The 15,520-nt window shown below is 63.3% G+C and carries 14 protein-coding genes; 5 read left to right on the forward strand and 9 right to left on the reverse strand.

The window, feature by feature from the left end; genetic code table 11:
• Nucleotides 1–2: 2 nt before the first annotated feature.
• Nucleotides 3–305: a PqqD family protein gene (locus tag EA462_RS12610; protein ID WP_243641411.1), complete on the reverse strand. Its 303-nt coding sequence runs from the start codon at nt 303–305 to the stop codon at nt 3–5.
• A gap of 250 nt (nt 306–555) precedes the next feature.
• Between EA462_RS12610 and EA462_RS12615 the strand changes: the two genes are divergently transcribed.
• Nucleotides 556–1,002, forward strand: a complete 447-nt coding sequence (locus EA462_RS12615) for a hypothetical protein (protein WP_124178922.1) — start codon at nt 556–558, stop codon at nt 1,000–1,002.
• Complete coding sequence (locus EA462_RS12620) at nt 995–1,483, forward strand: metal-dependent hydrolase (RefSeq protein WP_124178923.1); 489 nt, start codon at nt 995–997, stop codon at nt 1,481–1,483. Before EA462_RS12615 ends, EA462_RS12620 begins: the two co-directional genes overlap by 8 nt.
• Nucleotides 1,484–1,501: 18 nt before the next feature.
• Here EA462_RS12620 and EA462_RS12625 read toward each other — a convergent pair whose 3' ends face one another.
• Both EA462_RS12625 and EA462_RS12630 read right to left on the reverse strand, forming a co-directional pair.
• A complete protein-coding gene (locus EA462_RS12625; RefSeq protein ID WP_124178924.1) occupies nt 1,502–2,560 on the reverse strand; it encodes a DUF1616 domain-containing protein in 1,059 nt (352 codons plus the stop codon).
• A 93-nt stretch (nt 2,561–2,653) separates the two neighbouring features.
• Nucleotides 2,654–4,945 carry a hypothetical protein gene (locus tag EA462_RS12630; protein ID WP_124178925.1) on the reverse strand — a complete coding sequence of 764 codons (2,292 nt, stop codon included), beginning with the start codon at nt 4,943–4,945 and terminating at the stop codon, nt 2,654–2,656.
• 106 nt (nt 4,946–5,051) lie between these two features.
• On the opposite strand from EA462_RS12630, the gene EA462_RS12635 reads away from it, so the two are divergent.
• Genes EA462_RS12635 through EA462_RS12645 form a run of 3 tightly spaced genes read left to right on the forward strand, consistent with a single transcriptional unit; the run spans nt 5,052 to nt 8,110 of the window.
• On the forward strand, nt 5,052–6,563 hold the full coding sequence (locus EA462_RS12635) for a DUF58 domain-containing protein (RefSeq protein WP_165872061.1): 1,512 nt from the start codon (nt 5,052–5,054) through the stop codon (nt 6,561–6,563).
• Nucleotides 6,560–7,135: a hypothetical protein gene (locus tag EA462_RS12640; protein WP_124178927.1), complete on the forward strand. Its 576-nt coding sequence runs from the start codon at nt 6,560–6,562 to the stop codon at nt 7,133–7,135. The genes EA462_RS12635 and EA462_RS12640 overlap by 4 nt, the downstream gene beginning before the upstream one ends.
• A 15-nt stretch (nt 7,136–7,150) precedes the next feature.
• A complete protein-coding gene (locus EA462_RS12645; RefSeq protein WP_124178928.1) occupies nt 7,151–8,110 on the forward strand; it encodes a hypothetical protein in 960 nt (319 codons plus the stop codon).
• Nucleotides 8,111–8,117: 7 nt separating this feature from the next.
• On the opposite strand, the gene EA462_RS12650 is transcribed toward EA462_RS12645, so the two are convergent.
• The 6 genes from EA462_RS12650 to glmM all read right to left on the reverse strand — a co-directional run bounded on the left by EA462_RS12650 (nt 8,118) and on the right by glmM (nt 15,139).
• Entirely contained in the window at nt 8,118–9,194 is a 1,077-nt protein-coding gene (locus tag EA462_RS12650) for an AAA family ATPase (protein ID WP_124178929.1), read from the reverse strand.
• Entirely contained in the window at nt 9,191–10,384 is a 1,194-nt protein-coding gene (locus tag EA462_RS12655) for a DUF4350 domain-containing protein (protein ID WP_165872062.1), read from the reverse strand. Before EA462_RS12655 ends, EA462_RS12650 begins: the two co-directional genes overlap by 4 nt.
• On the reverse strand, nt 10,381–10,662 hold the full coding sequence (locus tag EA462_RS17355; RefSeq protein ID WP_165872063.1) for a hypothetical protein: 282 nt from the start codon (nt 10,660–10,662) through the stop codon (nt 10,381–10,383). The genes EA462_RS12655 and EA462_RS17355 overlap by 4 nt, the downstream gene beginning before the upstream one ends.
• A 22-nt stretch (nt 10,663–10,684) precedes the next feature.
• A complete protein-coding gene (gene glmS / locus EA462_RS12660; protein WP_124178931.1) occupies nt 10,685–12,484 on the reverse strand; it encodes a glutamine--fructose-6-phosphate transaminase (isomerizing) in 1,800 nt (599 codons plus the stop codon).
• Nucleotides 12,484–13,719: a sugar phosphate nucleotidyltransferase gene (locus EA462_RS12665; RefSeq protein ID WP_124178932.1), complete on the reverse strand. Its 1,236-nt coding sequence runs from the start codon at nt 13,717–13,719 to the stop codon at nt 12,484–12,486. Before EA462_RS12665 ends, glmS begins: the two co-directional genes overlap by 1 nt.
• A gap of 91 nt (nt 13,720–13,810) precedes the next feature.
• Nucleotides 13,811–15,139: a phosphoglucosamine mutase gene (gene glmM / locus EA462_RS12670; RefSeq protein ID WP_124178933.1), complete on the reverse strand. Its 1,329-nt coding sequence runs from the start codon at nt 15,137–15,139 to the stop codon at nt 13,811–13,813.
• Nucleotides 15,140–15,520 lie beyond the last annotated feature (381 nt).

The following is a 15,520-nucleotide window of genomic DNA, read 5'->3' on the forward strand; positions in this document are numbered from 1 at the left end:
TGCTAGACACTGCGTTCCGGTTCGAGCTCGACGAGGTCGATATCGGCCAGATTGGTCAGCGTGGATTCGACGTCCCGGCGACATCGCTCGGCAGAGACGTCGTACGTCGTACAGAGTTCGTCGTGGAGTTCCGCGACGGTTCGTGGCTCCTGAAGCAGATCCCAGAGGTGTGATGCGACCTCGTTGAGTCCGTAGTACGTACCCGACTCGAGTTGCAAAATGACGGTCTCACACTCGATGCTCGTTGCAAGGTGGTCGTCGGTTGCGACGACCGTCATCGAATCAGAAAGCATCTGTTCGGACATAGTTTCTCCAGTAGTGTGGAATACATTATTCGGGTATAAATATTTATTTCTTTTCCTATTGTTTGAATAGTTCGTTCTCGCGCGAGCGAGAGAGCAGCCGGATTCGAGAGCGGGAGCGACCGCTGACCGGTACCAGAGACTCGATCGGATATCGACGTATTGGTCGGAAGCAGTAGTCATTAAATTATCGCATTCTGTCTCGTGATCGATATCGAATGGCACATAATCGTACGGAAAGTAATGTGAATTGATGTCGACAACGGAACCGCTCGGTCAGCGAGGTAGGCTCCTCGTCGTCGCAGTGCTGATCGGGACGTTCGTCTGTCTTCCCCTCTGGTTCGGATCGAGCAGACCGTCGATCGGAGGGGTTGTCTCGAGCGGAGGCTCCGATCAGCTAACGCCGGTTCTCGAGGACGCGTTTCCGGTCGACGAGTGGCCGGGTTCGCGGGAGCCGTGGGAACGGTACTACATGTACGGTATCTCCGGTGTCGCCGGGATCTGGGTCGCCAGTCGGTTCGTGCTGGGCTGGCGGTTCGACCGGGAGCGGGTCGCGTTCGTTCCGCGATCAGACCAGTGTGCCCCGGCGGGGGTTTTCAGACGAGCAACCGTCGCGAGCGAATCGGAGCGCGAAGCCGAAACCGCCGGATCTGCACAGGAGGAGCGGAACACGACCGGTCGTGGGATCGAGGATGCCTGATCTGCTGACGCACGTACTGGTCGGCTACATCATTGGAACGATCGTCGTTCTCCGGTGTGAATGGGCCGGATCGCCCCACGTGACGATGGTTATGATCGGAGCACTCGTTCCCGATTTCAAGAAGATCAACCTTCTGGTGAGCGACGCAACGGTCTCGGATTTGCTCGGAATTCCGTGGGGATGGATGGCGATCCACACCGTCGGTGGATCGGTCGTGATAATTCTTCTCGGATCGATGCTCGTCGCGCCGGGTCATCGGAGACGGGTAATCGCGCTCCTCGCGATCGGTGCAACGTCCCATCTGTTTCTGGATTTGCTGGTAATCACGTGGTCCGGCGAGGCGTTCCCGGTTCTCTGGCCGGTTACGGAGTATCGGCCGCCGTCGGGTGGTCTCTTTCGGAGTAGCGACCGCTGGCCCGCGCTCGCCACTCTGACGGCAGCCGCGGTACTCTGGGCGGTTCGACGACGAGCAGGACGGTGAACGATCACACGGAGCCGGTCAGTCAGAAGGGGGCGCATTCAGCCACAGGTGGACGCGGTACTCGGTGTTCTCGATGGAGGGCTCGGCCGGCACGTCGCCCGGATACAGCAACCAGACGACGCGCACCTCGCCAGTCATCGTCGGGCTGATCTCGTGTTCGTGGTACCACGATTCTCCGTGTCCGAGTTCGGTTTCGAAGCGCTCGAGTTCCCGTTGGTCTGTGACGACGGTTCCGTTCGATTCGGTACGCTGGGCCCGCTGCTCGACGACAACGACGGTGTACGCCGTCGTTCTGTGCTCCTGGTTGGTAACACCGGTGACGAACGGTGCGCCGTCATCCCGTTGGATCTCGGACGGATAGTCGCCGGCAACGAGGTCACCGTCGTCGTCTTCCGTCAGGAGAGTCAGCGAAGAGAACTCTTCTCCGCCCGCCGGTGCAACGACGGCAACGGTAACGATTCCGACCGCAAACGCGATCGAGGCGATCAACAGAAGGTTCAGGAGCGTATCCGTTCTCGTCTCGGGTTCATCTTGCTTGCTCCGGCGGATTACCGACCAGGAGATCGGGCGGGGACGAAACCGAGCGTCCGGCGGCAGTTGCAGGCGTCGAACTGCAGCGGCGCCACCGGAACAGACGACGAATCCGGTGACGCTGAACATGATCGACTCGAGGCCGAGTGGCCACGGAGAGACGTCTACGAGTAATCCGAGCACGGGAACGATCATGAGGCTACTGCCGACCGAAAGCGCGATGCGTTCAACGAGGTCGATTCCAGCCCGTGACCGGATCCCGCCCGCCCCTCGAGGGACGTCCCGCTCGTCTCGCAGGTATCGATCAGACCGGAGGTTTCCAGCCGTCCTGGACGCCTCTGGAAACAGCGCGCAAACGAGTGTATATCCAGGAACGAAAAGAAGGAAGACGAGACCACAGAGGTGACGAAGCGGAGATTCTCGGACGAACGGAAAGAAAACGACGACGTTCGTTACGACCGTTATCGCGAGAACAGCTGTGAGATCAGCAGGAACGATCCGAACGCTGCGAGGAAGTATCTGCCACGGAGATCTATCGTCGTTCATATTCGGAAAGTTTTCCGCGCAAATACAAAAATTAAGTGATTATGGGAAGTACGATACTTCGGAGAATAGTCAGCGCGTGACCGAGACGAATGCTCAGATTTCGAGGACGATATCGTCGAGATCGGCGGAAGCGTCCTCGTCAGCGAATGTTACCAGCGCGTAGGCGTCCACGAGTAGGTCCGAAGCCGTCTCCTCGGAGAACGGTTCGTAGCCGAATGCTGCGCGTTCGTATCCTTCGGTGAGGGTCTCGAGATCGGCAGTCTGTGAGCCCGTGTAGCGTCGCTGGAACTCCCAGTGGGTGAGCGTGTGGCCGTCCTCGACAGTCGGCTGTAGTTCCAGTCGAACCGCGACGTATGCCGACTGGACGGCGTCGTTCGGTCGGCCGGCCGAGAGATGATCGGAAGCTCGCGTGAGGAGTTCGGTCACCGGATCACCATCGAACGAACCGGAGCTGTCGGCTACACAACGAGTACGAGACGCGGATCGGTCGGAAACGGCTCCCGACGAAGGTTCGTCACCGTCGGCGACTGACGATCCGTCAGAGTCGGACAGTGAGCGTGATTCGAGGACGGAGCCCGGGTCCGGTCGGCAACGACGAACGCGTCCTCGAAGACGCCACGCGCCGACGGAGACGACACCGAGGGCGAGCGCGACCACCGACCCGATCAGAGCCGTTCGCCGGTCGAAAACGGGAAACGAAATGGAACCGGCGTTCCCGCCGGCAGTCGTACGCGCCGCTGTCGAAGCCAGGTTGGAGCCGTCCCCCTGGTAGGTCGCGGTGACGGTCACCTCCTCGTCGGTCGGTGAAGTGGAGACGGTCTCGGAGAACAGACCGTCGGGAGCGGTCGTTACGACGACGGTCTCGCCGCCGACGGACAGTTCGATCGGCTGATCGGCCACGGGCGTTCCGTCAGCAGTCATCAGGACGCCGTCCACACGAGGGTCGTCGTCCGGCGTCGCCCTGATCGAAAGCACCGTCTCCCGCTCAGCGACGACGATTCGGCTGTGGTCGGTCGTCGATTCGATCGCACGGTCGTCGACGTCAACGCGGAGCGTCAGTTCGCGGTCGCCGTCCGGAACTGAAGCGGGCATTTCGACGTCGCCATCTATGCGACCGTCGGTCGTCTCGATGGTCTCGAGGTCAGTCCCACCGATCGAGACGATAACTGGGGCGCCGTCGACGAGAACGTCCCCGGCGAGGAGTTCGCCGGAGACCGAGATCGATTCGTCGTAGGCGACCTCGTCGCCGACCTCGAGTTCGGCCACCGACGGCTCGATCGGTTCGACCGAGACCGGCACGGTCGTGTCGTTCCCGAGGTGATCGACGCCGGGTGCCGGACGGTACCGAACCTCGAGTTCGTCGGCCGCCGGTGCGAGCGGGTCCGGTCGGTAGTCGACGGAGAATCTGCCGTCTTCGTGGTCACGGGCGACGTGTTCCTCGCCGTTGATGTCGATTCTGATCGGCTCGTCGTCGGGCCAGGAGACGGTGCCAGATTCGGTGTCGTCGCTCTCGTTTCCGTCTTCGACGTGGACCGTTCCGGTTATCTCGACCGGTTCGAGTACAGTAGCCGAATTGTCGGCGGCCTCGGCCGTCACTGCCGTCCGGACGAACTGATCCGATCTCACGTCGGCCTGATCGCGTTCTATCTGCCGATCGATCGCTCCGGCGAGCGATGACATCGCCTCGGTATCGACGTCGGATACGGTTTCGAGAGCCGATAACTGGACGTGCAAACTCTCGTTCGCCCCGGAGACGTTCGCCGCCAGAACGTCGAGTTGGCGTGCGTACTCGAGCGCCGCATCCTCGTCACCGGCGTCGATCGATCGCTCGTACTCCCGCTCGAGTTCGCCGTAGGTTTCGACCGCCTCGATCAGCTCCCGCTGGGACGTTCCCGCTCGATCGAACGCTGCGTCGGATGGCGGCATCGAGTCGTCGAGCGTCCCTTCGTGACGGTCGGAGCCACCGGTCTCGTCGACGATCGTTTCGTACTGCTCAGCGCGGTCTCGATATTCGGCATCGACGCGATCGGTTGCGGCGTCATACTCCCCTCGCTCGAGGTGAACGAGGGACTGTCGCAACTCGTTCGAGAGGGACTCCGCCAACCACGCTCGGATCTCCTCGCGGTCGCCGGGCTCGTCGTACTCCTCGGGGTTGACGTGGGCGTCCGGTTGCGGCTCGGTTTCGGTCCCCGGTTCTGACGTGGTCCCGTTTACGTCGCCCGACCTCGAGTCCGCCGGCGCGATCGAGGAGGGGACGAGGCGGTCGGACGACACCTCGGGAGTGCCCGTCGATGTCGCCGCTGTCGGATCGGCGAGACCGACACCCGCGAGGAGACAGACCGAAACGACGACGCACAGTATTAGTCCCGACGTCTCCGTGTTCACATTTTATCTATTCTCTATAAAATCAAAAAGCTATTGAATCGAACCAACGATGACTCAGTCATGTACACTGTTGGCCGCACGTCGGCCCCGCCTACGGAGTGATCACATGTATCCACGACCCACACTCGTGTCGAGCGGTGCGCTCTCCATCGTCCTCGTCGCTCTCGCGGTCGTCATCGACGAGCCGCTGTTACTCGCCGGTGCGATTGCAGTCTGGGGGTGGATCGTCGCGTGGCAGGTTACGTTTGCGGCCGAACTCGAGCGAACGATCGATTCGCTGTCAGTCACACGGAGACTCGAGCGGGCGGGAGTTCAGGCCGGAGACACCGTCTCGGTCGAACTCACCGCAACGCTCGACCAGCCGTCCGAACTGCGGCTGACGATAGACGGGGGCGTACCGACTGTCGCGTCCGCCGGCAACAGTCGATCGGCAACGCCGCTCTCGGTAACGCTCGAGCCCGGCGCACGGGAAGCGACGATTTCGCGTCCGATCGGATGGCCGATCTCGGGAGAGCACGACTTCGACGACCCGACCGTCACTGCAATGGACGAGCGGTTTCGGGAGGTCGTTCCGGTGGACGATCCGGTGACGGTAACCGTCACGCCACGGAAGGGCAATGACACCCACATCGGAGTCGGCGGCAAACGGATCGGAACGGCCCTCGGAGAACACGAGCGTGGCCGACTCGGATCGGGAGCGGTGCCGGCGGAACCCCGTGAGTACGTCCCCGGAGACACCGCCGGTGCGATCGACTGGAAAACGACGGCTCGTCTCGGAACGACGCACGTCAGGGAGTACGAAACGGAGACGAATCACCAGACGACGCTGATCGTCGACCACCGAACGACGCTCGCCACCGGACCGGCCGGATCGACACAGTTCGACCACGTTCGCGAGGTGGCACTCTCGCTGGCCGAACGCGCCGTGAGCCGCGGCGACCCGATCGGGCTCGTCTGTATCGACGACGAGGGTATCAGCACGCTCATAGAGCGGACGACCGAAGGAGCCGGGTATCGGACGCTCAGACGACGATTGCTCGACCTCGAGGTCGCCACGGAACGCGGTATCGAAGCCGGGCCGACACACGGGGACGAAAACGGGAACGGTACGCCGGTCGGAACGCAACCGAACCGACGGCTCACTGGCGACGAGGCACGACAGCGCCTCGCGGACCTCGTGAGTACCGGATCGACGACCCAGACGCGCGAAGATCCCTTCGTCGAGACGCTTGCCCCGCTCTACGAATCGCGGGCAAGTGGAACCGACCGAATCGCAGCGACGTCTCTTTCGATCGGCGCAAGAGCAGTCCGGAGAGCAAAACACCGACGCCAGCGGATCGCGATCTTTACGGATGCCTCGCGACCCAGCGAACTCCGGGAGACCGTGTCGGTCGCTCGCGAACGCGGTACCGAGGTGCTGGTCTTTCTCGCATCCAGCGTCCTCTCCGAAGACGGTGACGTCTTAGAACGCGAGTCCGCGGTCGAGCGCTATCGCGAGTTCGAACGCGTCCGCCGTGATCTCGCGCAGATGAGCGACGTGAGCGCGCTGGAAATCGATCCCCCGGATCGACTCGCAAGCGTCTGTTCCGCCGGTGGCCCTCGAGGCGATCGAACGTGAGTCTCGAACCCGAACCGACCGGACGCGAGAACGCGTCCGTGCGGTCGGTTCCGGAGGTGATAGCGCTCGTCATCGGTATCGGCGGACTGTGGTTCGCCGTCGGACCTGTCGGCGGCGTGATCGGCGGCGGTACTGCGGTGCTGTGGTACGCTTTCGGCGTTCCGTACGCACTCGCAGCCGGCTTCGTCGGACTCACAGCCGTCACCGCGGGCGGGTCTACGGCCGAGCTGGGGACGGTACGGGTCCCCGTCCTGGCGTATGGACTTCTGGTGCTCGCTGCGGGATATCGAACTCCGACGCCGCTTCGGTTCGGACGTACCGTATCCGGTACCGTCGCGGGACTCGCCGGAGTCGGATGGCTCGCGGTCACCTTCGCGCCCGATTCGCTGTGGATCGCGGGCGTCGCGACGCTGGTGTTCGGGATCACGGTCTCGTCCGTCGTCCACCGGTACGAGCGCTTCAGGCTCGGCCTGACAGCGACGCTCGAGGATCACAACGGCGAGACCGACGCGACGGATCGGGACTCGAACGGATTCCGTACGGCTTCTGACCGCGAGTCCGACCGGACGTAAACACGAACACTGATCATGAGCACGAACGATTTCGATCTGACCGACGAATCGATCACGAGCGAGCGAGCGAGCGACAGCCACGCATCGGGCCTCGAAACCGAAGATCGTTCTCCGGGTTCGGATCGGATCGAACTCGCCGGCCGAATCGAGCGCCTCGAAACGGAGAACGACCGCCTTCGGCGCGAATACGTCCGCCTGAAACGGACCCAGCATCGAACGCGAGCACTCGGGCTCGTCGCCATCGGTCTCATCGCAGTCGGCGGCGCGGTCGTCTTCTCCGACGTCCGGAGCATCCTCGTCGCACTCGGCGCGACGGGGCTGTTCGGTGCGGTGTTGATCTACACGCTTGCACCCGAAACGGTCGTATCCGCCGACGTGGGTGAACGAATTTACAGCGCGCTCGCGTCCAACCACCGCGCGATGGTCGGATCACTGGGTCTCGGAGACGAGCGACTCTACGTCCCGGAACCGAACCGGTCGGAACCACCAGCCGAACACGCTGTTCCACGCTGTCGGTTGTTCGTCCCCCGATATCAAGAGTACGCCGTCCCCGAATCGGACGACGGACCGATCGTCACGGACGAAGACGCCCGTGGACTGGTCCTCGAGCCGACCGGAAGGCGTCTGTTTTCGGAGTTCGAACGCGGGCTAACGACGGAGCTCGAAAGCGATCCCGAGCGACTTTCAGAACAGCTGTCCGACGCTCTCGTCGAAGGGTTCGAACTCGCGAGAAGCGTCCAACCGGACGTGGACTCGAGGCGCGTCACGTTCGCGATCACCGACAGCGCGTTCGGGAACGTCGACCGATTCGATCATCCGATCGCCTCGTTTCTCGCAGCCGGGCTCGCAATCGGGCTCGAGCAGCCCGTCTCACTCGAGGTGACCGACGCCGGCGAGCGAACGGACTGGCTCGTGACCTGCCGATGGGGGGACGACCGCGGTGGAGACGGACCATCGACCGACGAGAGCGCGTAGGTCGGATTCACGACGTCGAGTGAGGCTCGTTCTCACCGTTCCTCGTACCCTCGTCGGTGGCCGTCGTGGCGTCGGATTCAGCGTCGATCACGTCAGCGCCCGGTGGCTCGATCGAATCGACGACGTCCGCGACGACCGCCGCCGGTTCGACGCCACCGATATCAGCATCGGTACTCAACACGATCCGATGAGCGAGTACCGGTTCCGCGAGCCGCTTGACGTCGTCGGGAATAACGTAGCCCCGGCCGGCGATGGCGGCGGAGGCTTTCGCCGCGTCGACGAACGCGAGCGTCGCACGGGGCGATCCACCATGAGTCGCGTTCGGGTGCGTGCGCGTCGCTCGAACCAGATCGAGGACGTACTCCTTGACCGACGGTGCGACGTGGACGTCACGGACGTGCTCACGCGCCAGCAAAATCTCGTTCGTCGTGACGACTGGATCGGCCATTTCCGGGCCGAGAGTGGGAAGCGAATCGAACCGATCCACCAGCGTGCGTTCGGTCGAACGGTCGGGCAGCGGAACCTCGAGTTTGAACAGGAACCGGTCGCGCTGGGCTTCGGGCAGTTCGAAGACACCCTCCATCTCGATCGGGTTCTGCGTCGCGACGACGAGGAACGGCGTCGGCAACGGACAGGTATCGTCCTCGATCGTGACCTGGCGTTCGGCCATCGCCTCGAGTAGCGCCGACTGCGTCTTCGGCGTCGCGCGGTTGATCTCGTCGGCAACCACCACGTTCGCGAAGATGGGCCCCCGATGAACGTCGAACTCGCCTCGGTTTTCGCGGTAGATGGCCGTTCCGGTGACGTCCGCTGGAAGAACGTCCGGCGTCATCTGGATTCGGCTGTACTCGAGACCCGTCGTCCGCGCAAAGAGGTTCGCGATCGTCGTCTTGGCGATTCCGGGGACGCCTTCCAGAAGGACGTGGCCGCGGGTCAACAGGGCGATCGTGAGCCGTTCGACGATCCACTCGTTTCCGACGAGAACGCGCCCGATTTCTTCGGAGAGGGTCTCGGAAACACGTTTCGGCGTTGCTCGTTGTTCAGTCTCGGTTCGATCGGATCGCGGTGCGTTCGTTTCGTTCATTCGTCTGTATTACTCGGTTGATGATCGCGTGCAGTCCGTTCATTCGATGCTACTCCCTGTCCATGGGCACCCCGTGATCCGGATACGCCGTTCCAGACGATTCGCTCGATGAGTCCTCTCAGCCGAAGCCGCAGGCGTTCGAACGCCAGACGAACGCGGCGATCGCTCGAGAGTCCGACGGCGACGACGGCAAGGATACCGACGAACGCTTGCAACGATGGCGACTGACGAAGCGTGACGAGGGCACTCGAGAGCGGGGGCAAACTCTCTCCGTGAGAAACGTCGAGAGCGACCCGATCTGTACCGGTGTGGAGGTTCGAGAGGAAGTCGTCGTTGTCCGGCCGGTCGATCATCGCGTTGATCGTGATGCTTGGGTCACCGACGACCACGACGCGGCCATCACCCACAGGTTCGACGGTCGCAACGGGGTACGATCCGACGGAAGAAACCGGGCCAGGCCCAGACTCGTCGTTCCGTTCGGCCACCGCTCGCGTCTCGGATGCACGGTCCATCCGCGACTCCTCGAGCCGAGCGAACTCGCTGGTCTCGAACAGGACGGTTACGTTCCGGCTCGCTCGATCCGAGTCACTGGACGGGTCTGGATCGACGGCAGTCGCGTGATTGAGGGTCAATCGGTCGACGCCGTCGGTCAGGGTGTGATTCGTTGCGGGCGTGGCGATGGGCATCATCGGCCCACGGTCGTACCGATACTCGTCACGGAGGTGCTGGCCGGTGAATCGCGCGTGGGCACCGACGTTCACGAGGAGATCCGATCCGTGGTGGTCGACGCCATCGAAGACGACGAGTGTCCCGCCTCGCTCAACGAACCCGCGGACGCGATCCGCCTCGGCGTCAGCGTAAGCCTCCTCTGGTGCGACGACAACGGCGACCGTCTCGCTATCCGAAAGCGCTTCGTACTCGGTAGTTTTGAGAAGGATCTCGCCGTCTGTTTCGGGGTCGTCAGCGACACGCTCGCGGAACTCGCTCCCACCGTCCCACTCCGAGTTGAACGGCCCGAACGCCGTCGTCGAGGCCGTAGCACCGACGGCGAGCGTCGCGACCACGGCGGCTCCAAGCGCGTAGACCAGCACCCGCGACCAGTCGATCTCGAGAGCGAGATCAGCGGCCGGCCACGAATCGGATTCGTCCCCATCCGTGCCCGGTGACTGGCCGTGTGGACCGGATTTCACGCCGGCAGCACCTCCGGAGGAACGATCAGCAGTATCCGCCTGACGACGAGTGCCCCGAAGACGACGAACCCGAACAGAATAAGCCACGGCAACCGCATCCGCCAGGCCGGCGACACGTTGAACGGAGCGGTCAGTTCGGTGACGACCAACAGCCCGATCAGCGAACAGATGAAGAACAACTCGAGAGAACTCTCTCCGAAAAGCGAGAGTGCGAGTACCGTCGCGAGCATCCAGGCGAGTTGCCAGTGAACGAACTGATCCCGGCGGCTGAGGGTCATCCGCGCGAGCCACCTCCCGAGATCACTCGACAGTCACGCTCTTTGCGAGGTTTCGTGGCTTGTCGATCGATCGGCCGAGTTCGTTCGCAACCCAGTACGAGACCAGCTGTAACTGGACGTTCCCGAGAACCGGTGCAATCGCCGGGTGCGTGGCGGGGATCTCGAGGACGTGATCGGCGTGTCGGCCGGCGTCGGCGCTGCCGTCGGTCACGGCGACGATCGGCGCACCGCGCGTTTCGACCTCTTTGACGTTGCCGATCGTCTTCGTCGGATTCGATCCGCCGGTTACGAGCGCAAACACCGGTGTTCGGTCGGTCACGAGCGCCAGCGGGCCGTGTTTTAACTCACCGGCTGCGAACCCCTCGGCGTGTTTGTACGTGATCTCTTTCATCTTCAGGGCCCCCTCGAGCGAAACCGGCGCGTTGTAGCCGCGCCCGATGAAGAAGTAGGCGTCGGCCCCTCTGTACTCCGTTGCGATCTCGCGAGCCGACGAATCGTCGAGTACCGTCTGGAGCTGTCCGGGAAGATCGCGCAGCGCCGCGGCCAGGTCGTCGTCGTACTCGCCCGTGAGTTCGCTTGCGAGCAACACCAGCGCGATCTGCTGGGAAACGAACGTCTTGGTCGCCGCAACGCCGATCTCCGGTCCAGCACGAACGTACATAACGTGATCACACTCCCTCGCCGCGGAACTGCCGACGACGTTCGTCACGGCGATCGTCGTCGCACCAGCGCTGTTTGCGCCCCGGAGCGCCCCCATCGTATCCGCGGTTTCGCCGCTCTGTGTCACGCCGACGACGAGCGTCTCGTCGCCGACGGGGGTCGAGCCGGCGTCGTACTCACTCGCGAGAAACGCCGTTGCTGGAACGCCGCGGTCGCGAAGTAACCGCACTCCATACAGCGCCGCGTGGTACGAAGTGCCACAGGCGACGAACTGGACTTGAGTGGGAACCGACAGCATCTCGAGCGCCTCGACGTCGATCCGTCGCTCGAGTTCGGTGACGCGCTCGTGGAGACACTGGCGGACCGCCGTCGGTTGCTCGTGGATCTCTTTGAGCATGTAATGATCGTAGCCGCTCTTGCCAGCGTCTTCGGCATCCCACTCGATCGTCTCGATCGACGTGTCGACGACGGTCCCGTCGCGTTCGGTGACGACGATGTTGGTCGAGTCGATCGTCGCAAACTCGCCGTCGTCGAGGTAGATCACCCGGTCCGTATACTCGATGAACGCGGGGACGTCGCTCGCGAGAAAGTGGCCGTCGTCACCGACTCCGAGGACGAGCGGTGAGGACTGTCTGGCGGCGTACACCGTCTCACTGCCGGAGTAAACCGCCGCGATCGCATAGCTTCCGTCGAGGCGATCGACCGCCCGACGGAACGCCTCCTCGACTCCGGCCCCGGCATCGAGCGCATCCGCGATCAGGTGAGGGACGACCTCGGTGTCGGTATCGCTTTCGAAGACGTACCCGTTCGCTTCGAGTTCGTCACGGAGCGACCGGTAGTTCTCGATGATCCCGTTGTGGACAACGGCGACGCGGTCGTCCTCGTCGGTGTGGGGGTGTGCATTACCGTCGGACGGCGGGCCGTGCGTACTCCAGCGCGTGTGCCCGATTCCCGCCGCACCGCCGACGGTCCTGTCCGAGAGTGCGGCCTCGAGCGCCGAGATGTCTCCCTCGCGCTTTTGTACCGAAATCGTCGAGTTGGCCACGGCGACGCCGGCGGAGTCATAGCCACGGTACTCGAGTCCGGAAAGACCGTCCATCAGGACATCGATGACGTCCGTCTCCACTGTCCCCCCGCTGACGTAGCCGATAATCCCGCACATCAGGACCGGACCTCCGTTCCCTCCGCGACGGACCCGCGAACGGTTGTGCCGGCGCGGACGGTCGCGTTCGGTCCAACGATCGATCCGGGCGTGTACGTCACACCGCCGTCATCGCGAACGCGATCAGCGAGCAGCGCGCCGAGGGCGGCTTCCTCGAAGATCCGGTCACCGACGCGAACGTCTCCGGGTCCGCCGGGGATGGTCGTCCCGGCACCGATCTCGACGGCCTGACCGGTCACACACTCGAGGACTGTCGCGTTAGTTCGGACACGCGTATCGGTGTCGAGGACGCTGCGTTCGACGACTGCTCCTGATTCGACGGTGACGTTCTCACCGAGGCAGGCATAGGGGCCGACGATCGCGCCCGGTCCGATCTCGCAGTTGTCGTCGACGACGACCGGTCCGCGAACGATCGCCGTCCCGTGGATGGACGACGACGGGCTGATCGTTCGCCGTTCTCGTCCGTTGGTGGTTCGGTCACCGCGACCCCGATCGAGCAGTTCGATCGCGACCTCGAGGACGTCCCACGGATAGGTCGCATCGACCCAGAGCCCTCCCGACTCGATGCCCCGAACCGGGGGAACACCGTCGCTTCCCGTCTCGAGTAGATAGGAGATCGCGTCGATCAACGAGTGTTCACCGGTTCGAGGCGTTGTCTCGGAAATCGCCTCGAAAATTTCGGGCTCGAGACCGTACACGCCCGCGTTCAGTCGGTATTCGCGGTCGTCGCGTGGTCGCTCGACGAGTTCGACGACGGGTGCTGTCGGCGTCTCCTCGTCGGTAGCCCGATCCACGAGAACGCCACCGTAGGTGCTGACCTCACTTCGCTGTAACAGCCCGAGCGTGGCGACGGAATCGCTTCGCTCGTGGGCCGAAACGACGTCGGCTATGATTCGGCGGTCAACGATCTGGTCGCCGTTGATGACGAGCATCGAGCCGTCGACGACCCCGCGGATCGACAGGAGTGCGTCTCCCGTGCCGAGTTGACTCCGCTGGTGTACGTAGGTAAGGGGAACGTTACGGTACGTTGGCCCGAAGTGAGACTGTACACGCTCGCGCTGGTATCCGACGACGACCGTGATATCCGTCACCCCGGCATCGATCAGTTCGTCGAGGACGCGCTCGAGGACCGGCGTCGTCGCGGCGGGGAGCATCGGTTTCGGTCGACTCCGAGTCAACGGGCGAAGTCGGCGTCCTTCACCGGCTGCAAGTACGACTGCAGAGAGCGACTCCATGGTAGTACCTATGAGTTTTTATCACTACTTAAATTTGTACATACTAGTATCCTTGAGTTTGGTATTATACCCGGTATCGGAGAAGGATTTGCTATCGGGTCGACTCGAGAACGATCTCCTTGGCTTCCTCGAAGAGTGCGTCCGCGCGAGCGGGATCGCGTGATTCGGCGGTCATCCTGACGAGGGGTTCGGTTCCGCTCGGTCGGATCAACATCCAGCCGTCGTCGCGATCGATACGAACGCCGTCCATCGCGTCGAACGCTTCGCCTCGCTCTCGAACGGCGGCCTCGACGGCGGCCATCACCACCTCTCGATCGTCGACACGGACCGAGTCGCGTCTGATCGGATACGTCTCGAGTGCGGTCGCGAGTTCGCCGAGCGATCCGCGGCGAGCGACCAGCGACGCCAGCTTGCAGGCGGCAAGCGGTCCATCCGGACAGAGCGTTTCGTTGGGCCAGATCCAGGCTCCGCTCGGTTCGCCGCCGAACACCACGTCCGCCTCGGTGGCTCGCTCGGCCACGTAGACGTCACCGACCGGCGTCCGCGTGACGGATGCACCGACCGTCTCGAGTGCGTCGTCGAGTGCGAGGCTCGTATTCAACGGCGCTGCGACCCGGTCCCCGTCGCTTGCCGTTTCGCGAGCCAGCAGTGCGAGCAGTACGTCCTTCGGAACGAACTCCCCCCGCTCGTCGACCGCAACCATTCGGTCTGCGTCCCCGTCGTGGGCGATTCCCAGGTCCGCATCCGTCGCCCCGACGGTTCGTTCGAGCGTTTCGAGCGTCTCCTCGTTCGGTTCGCTCGGACGCGCGGGAAACCGGCCGTCCGGCTGACCGTTGAGCGTCCGAACCGAACACCCCAGCTCGTACAGCACGTCAGCGGTGATCCCGCCCGTCCCGTTCCCGACGTCGACGATCACGGAGAGCTCCTCGAGACCGGCGGCGGTGACGCTTTCGCGGATCGCCGCCCGATGTCGACGGCGTGCCCGTTCTGCGTCGTGTCGGGTCCGCTCACCGATCTCGTTCCAGGGTACGAGCGACACTCGTTCCTCGCGGACGCGCTCGCTGATCGCGTTTCGTCGCTCCTCGTCGAACGCCTGTCCCGAGGGCTGCCAGAGTTTAATTCCGTTGTCTTCCGGCGGGTTGTGCGACGCCGTGATCACGACGCCGGCATCGGCCTCGAGGGGCGCGACGCTCCGGGCGACGGTCGGCGTCGACGCCACGCCGATATTGATGACGTCGCCGCCGCATTCTCTGATCCCGGCGGTGAGTGCATCCGTCAGGAATCGACCGCTCTCTCGAGCGTCGCGTCCAACGACCAGACGGTCGTAGCCGTCGGAGGCGAGCGCACGACCGACCGAGAGCGCACGGTCCGCGGTGACCTCGGAGCCGACCGTCCCTCGAATTCCACTGGTACCGAACATATGCAGGCACTTCATGGACCGGACATATATAACTATATTTCCATTCGAGATGTGAGAATAAAAACTGTGTAGAGAGGCGAAAGTCATCCGACGTCGCGGAGATCGTCGCCGTACACCCTCGTTACGATGGGATAGATACCGGATACTCCATCCCACCAGCGTCGCCCGCCGAGTTTCGTCCAGATAGTCAGTCGATACCGAGCGCTCGGATCGCGTAATTCGGGCCTTCGACCGCGGTAAGTGGTACACCTAGAGAGACGGTGACCGATGACCGATCGCACTCCTCGAGTGCGGCCCTACTCGATTCGGAGAACCTCCGACGGTGCAGGAGGCACCGTATACCGTGAGTAGACGGCGATTTTATTCTCAGAGGAGGAGCTT

Origin of the sequence: Natrarchaeobius halalkaliphilus (assembly GCF_003841485.1) — an archaeon.
Taxonomy (GTDB): Archaea; Halobacteriota; Halobacteria; order Halobacteriales; family Natrialbaceae; genus Natrarchaeobius; species Natrarchaeobius halalkaliphilus.

Bases quoted from the DNA above. Each gene is read 5' to 3' on its own strand.
- EA462_RS12610 (WP_243641411.1), bottom strand. From the start codon at position 305: ATGTCCGAACAGATGCTTTCTGATTCGATGACGGTCGTCGCAACCGAC.
- EA462_RS12615 (WP_124178922.1), top strand. From the start codon at position 556: ATGTCGACAACGGAACCGCTCGGTCAGCGAGGTAGGCTCCTCGTCGTC.
- EA462_RS12620 (WP_124178923.1), top strand. From the start codon at position 995: ATGCCTGATCTGCTGACGCACGTACTGGTCGGCTACATCATTGGAACG.
- EA462_RS12625 (WP_124178924.1), bottom strand. From the start codon at position 2,560: ATGAACGACGATAGATCTCCGTGGCAGATACTTCCTCGCAGCGTTCGG.
- EA462_RS12635 (WP_165872061.1), top strand. From the start codon at position 5,052: ATGTATCCACGACCCACACTCGTGTCGAGCGGTGCGCTCTCCATCGTC.
- EA462_RS12645 (WP_124178928.1), top strand. From the start codon at position 7,151: ATGAGCACGAACGATTTCGATCTGACCGACGAATCGATCACGAGCGAG.
- EA462_RS12650 (WP_124178929.1), bottom strand. From the start codon at position 9,194: ATGAACGAAACGAACGCACCGCGATCCGATCGAACCGAGACTGAACAA.
- EA462_RS17355 (WP_165872063.1), bottom strand. From the start codon at position 10,662: ATGACCCTCAGCCGCCGGGATCAGTTCGTTCACTGGCAACTCGCCTGG.
- glmS (WP_124178931.1), bottom strand. From the start codon at position 12,484: ATGTGCGGGATTATCGGCTACGTCAGCGGGGGGACAGTGGAGACGGAC.
- EA462_RS12665 (WP_124178932.1), bottom strand. From the start codon at position 13,719: ATGGAGTCGCTCTCTGCAGTCGTACTTGCAGCCGGTGAAGGACGCCGA.
- glmM (WP_124178933.1), bottom strand. From the start codon at position 15,139: ATGTTCGGTACCAGTGGAATTCGAGGGACGGTCGGCTCCGAGGTCACC.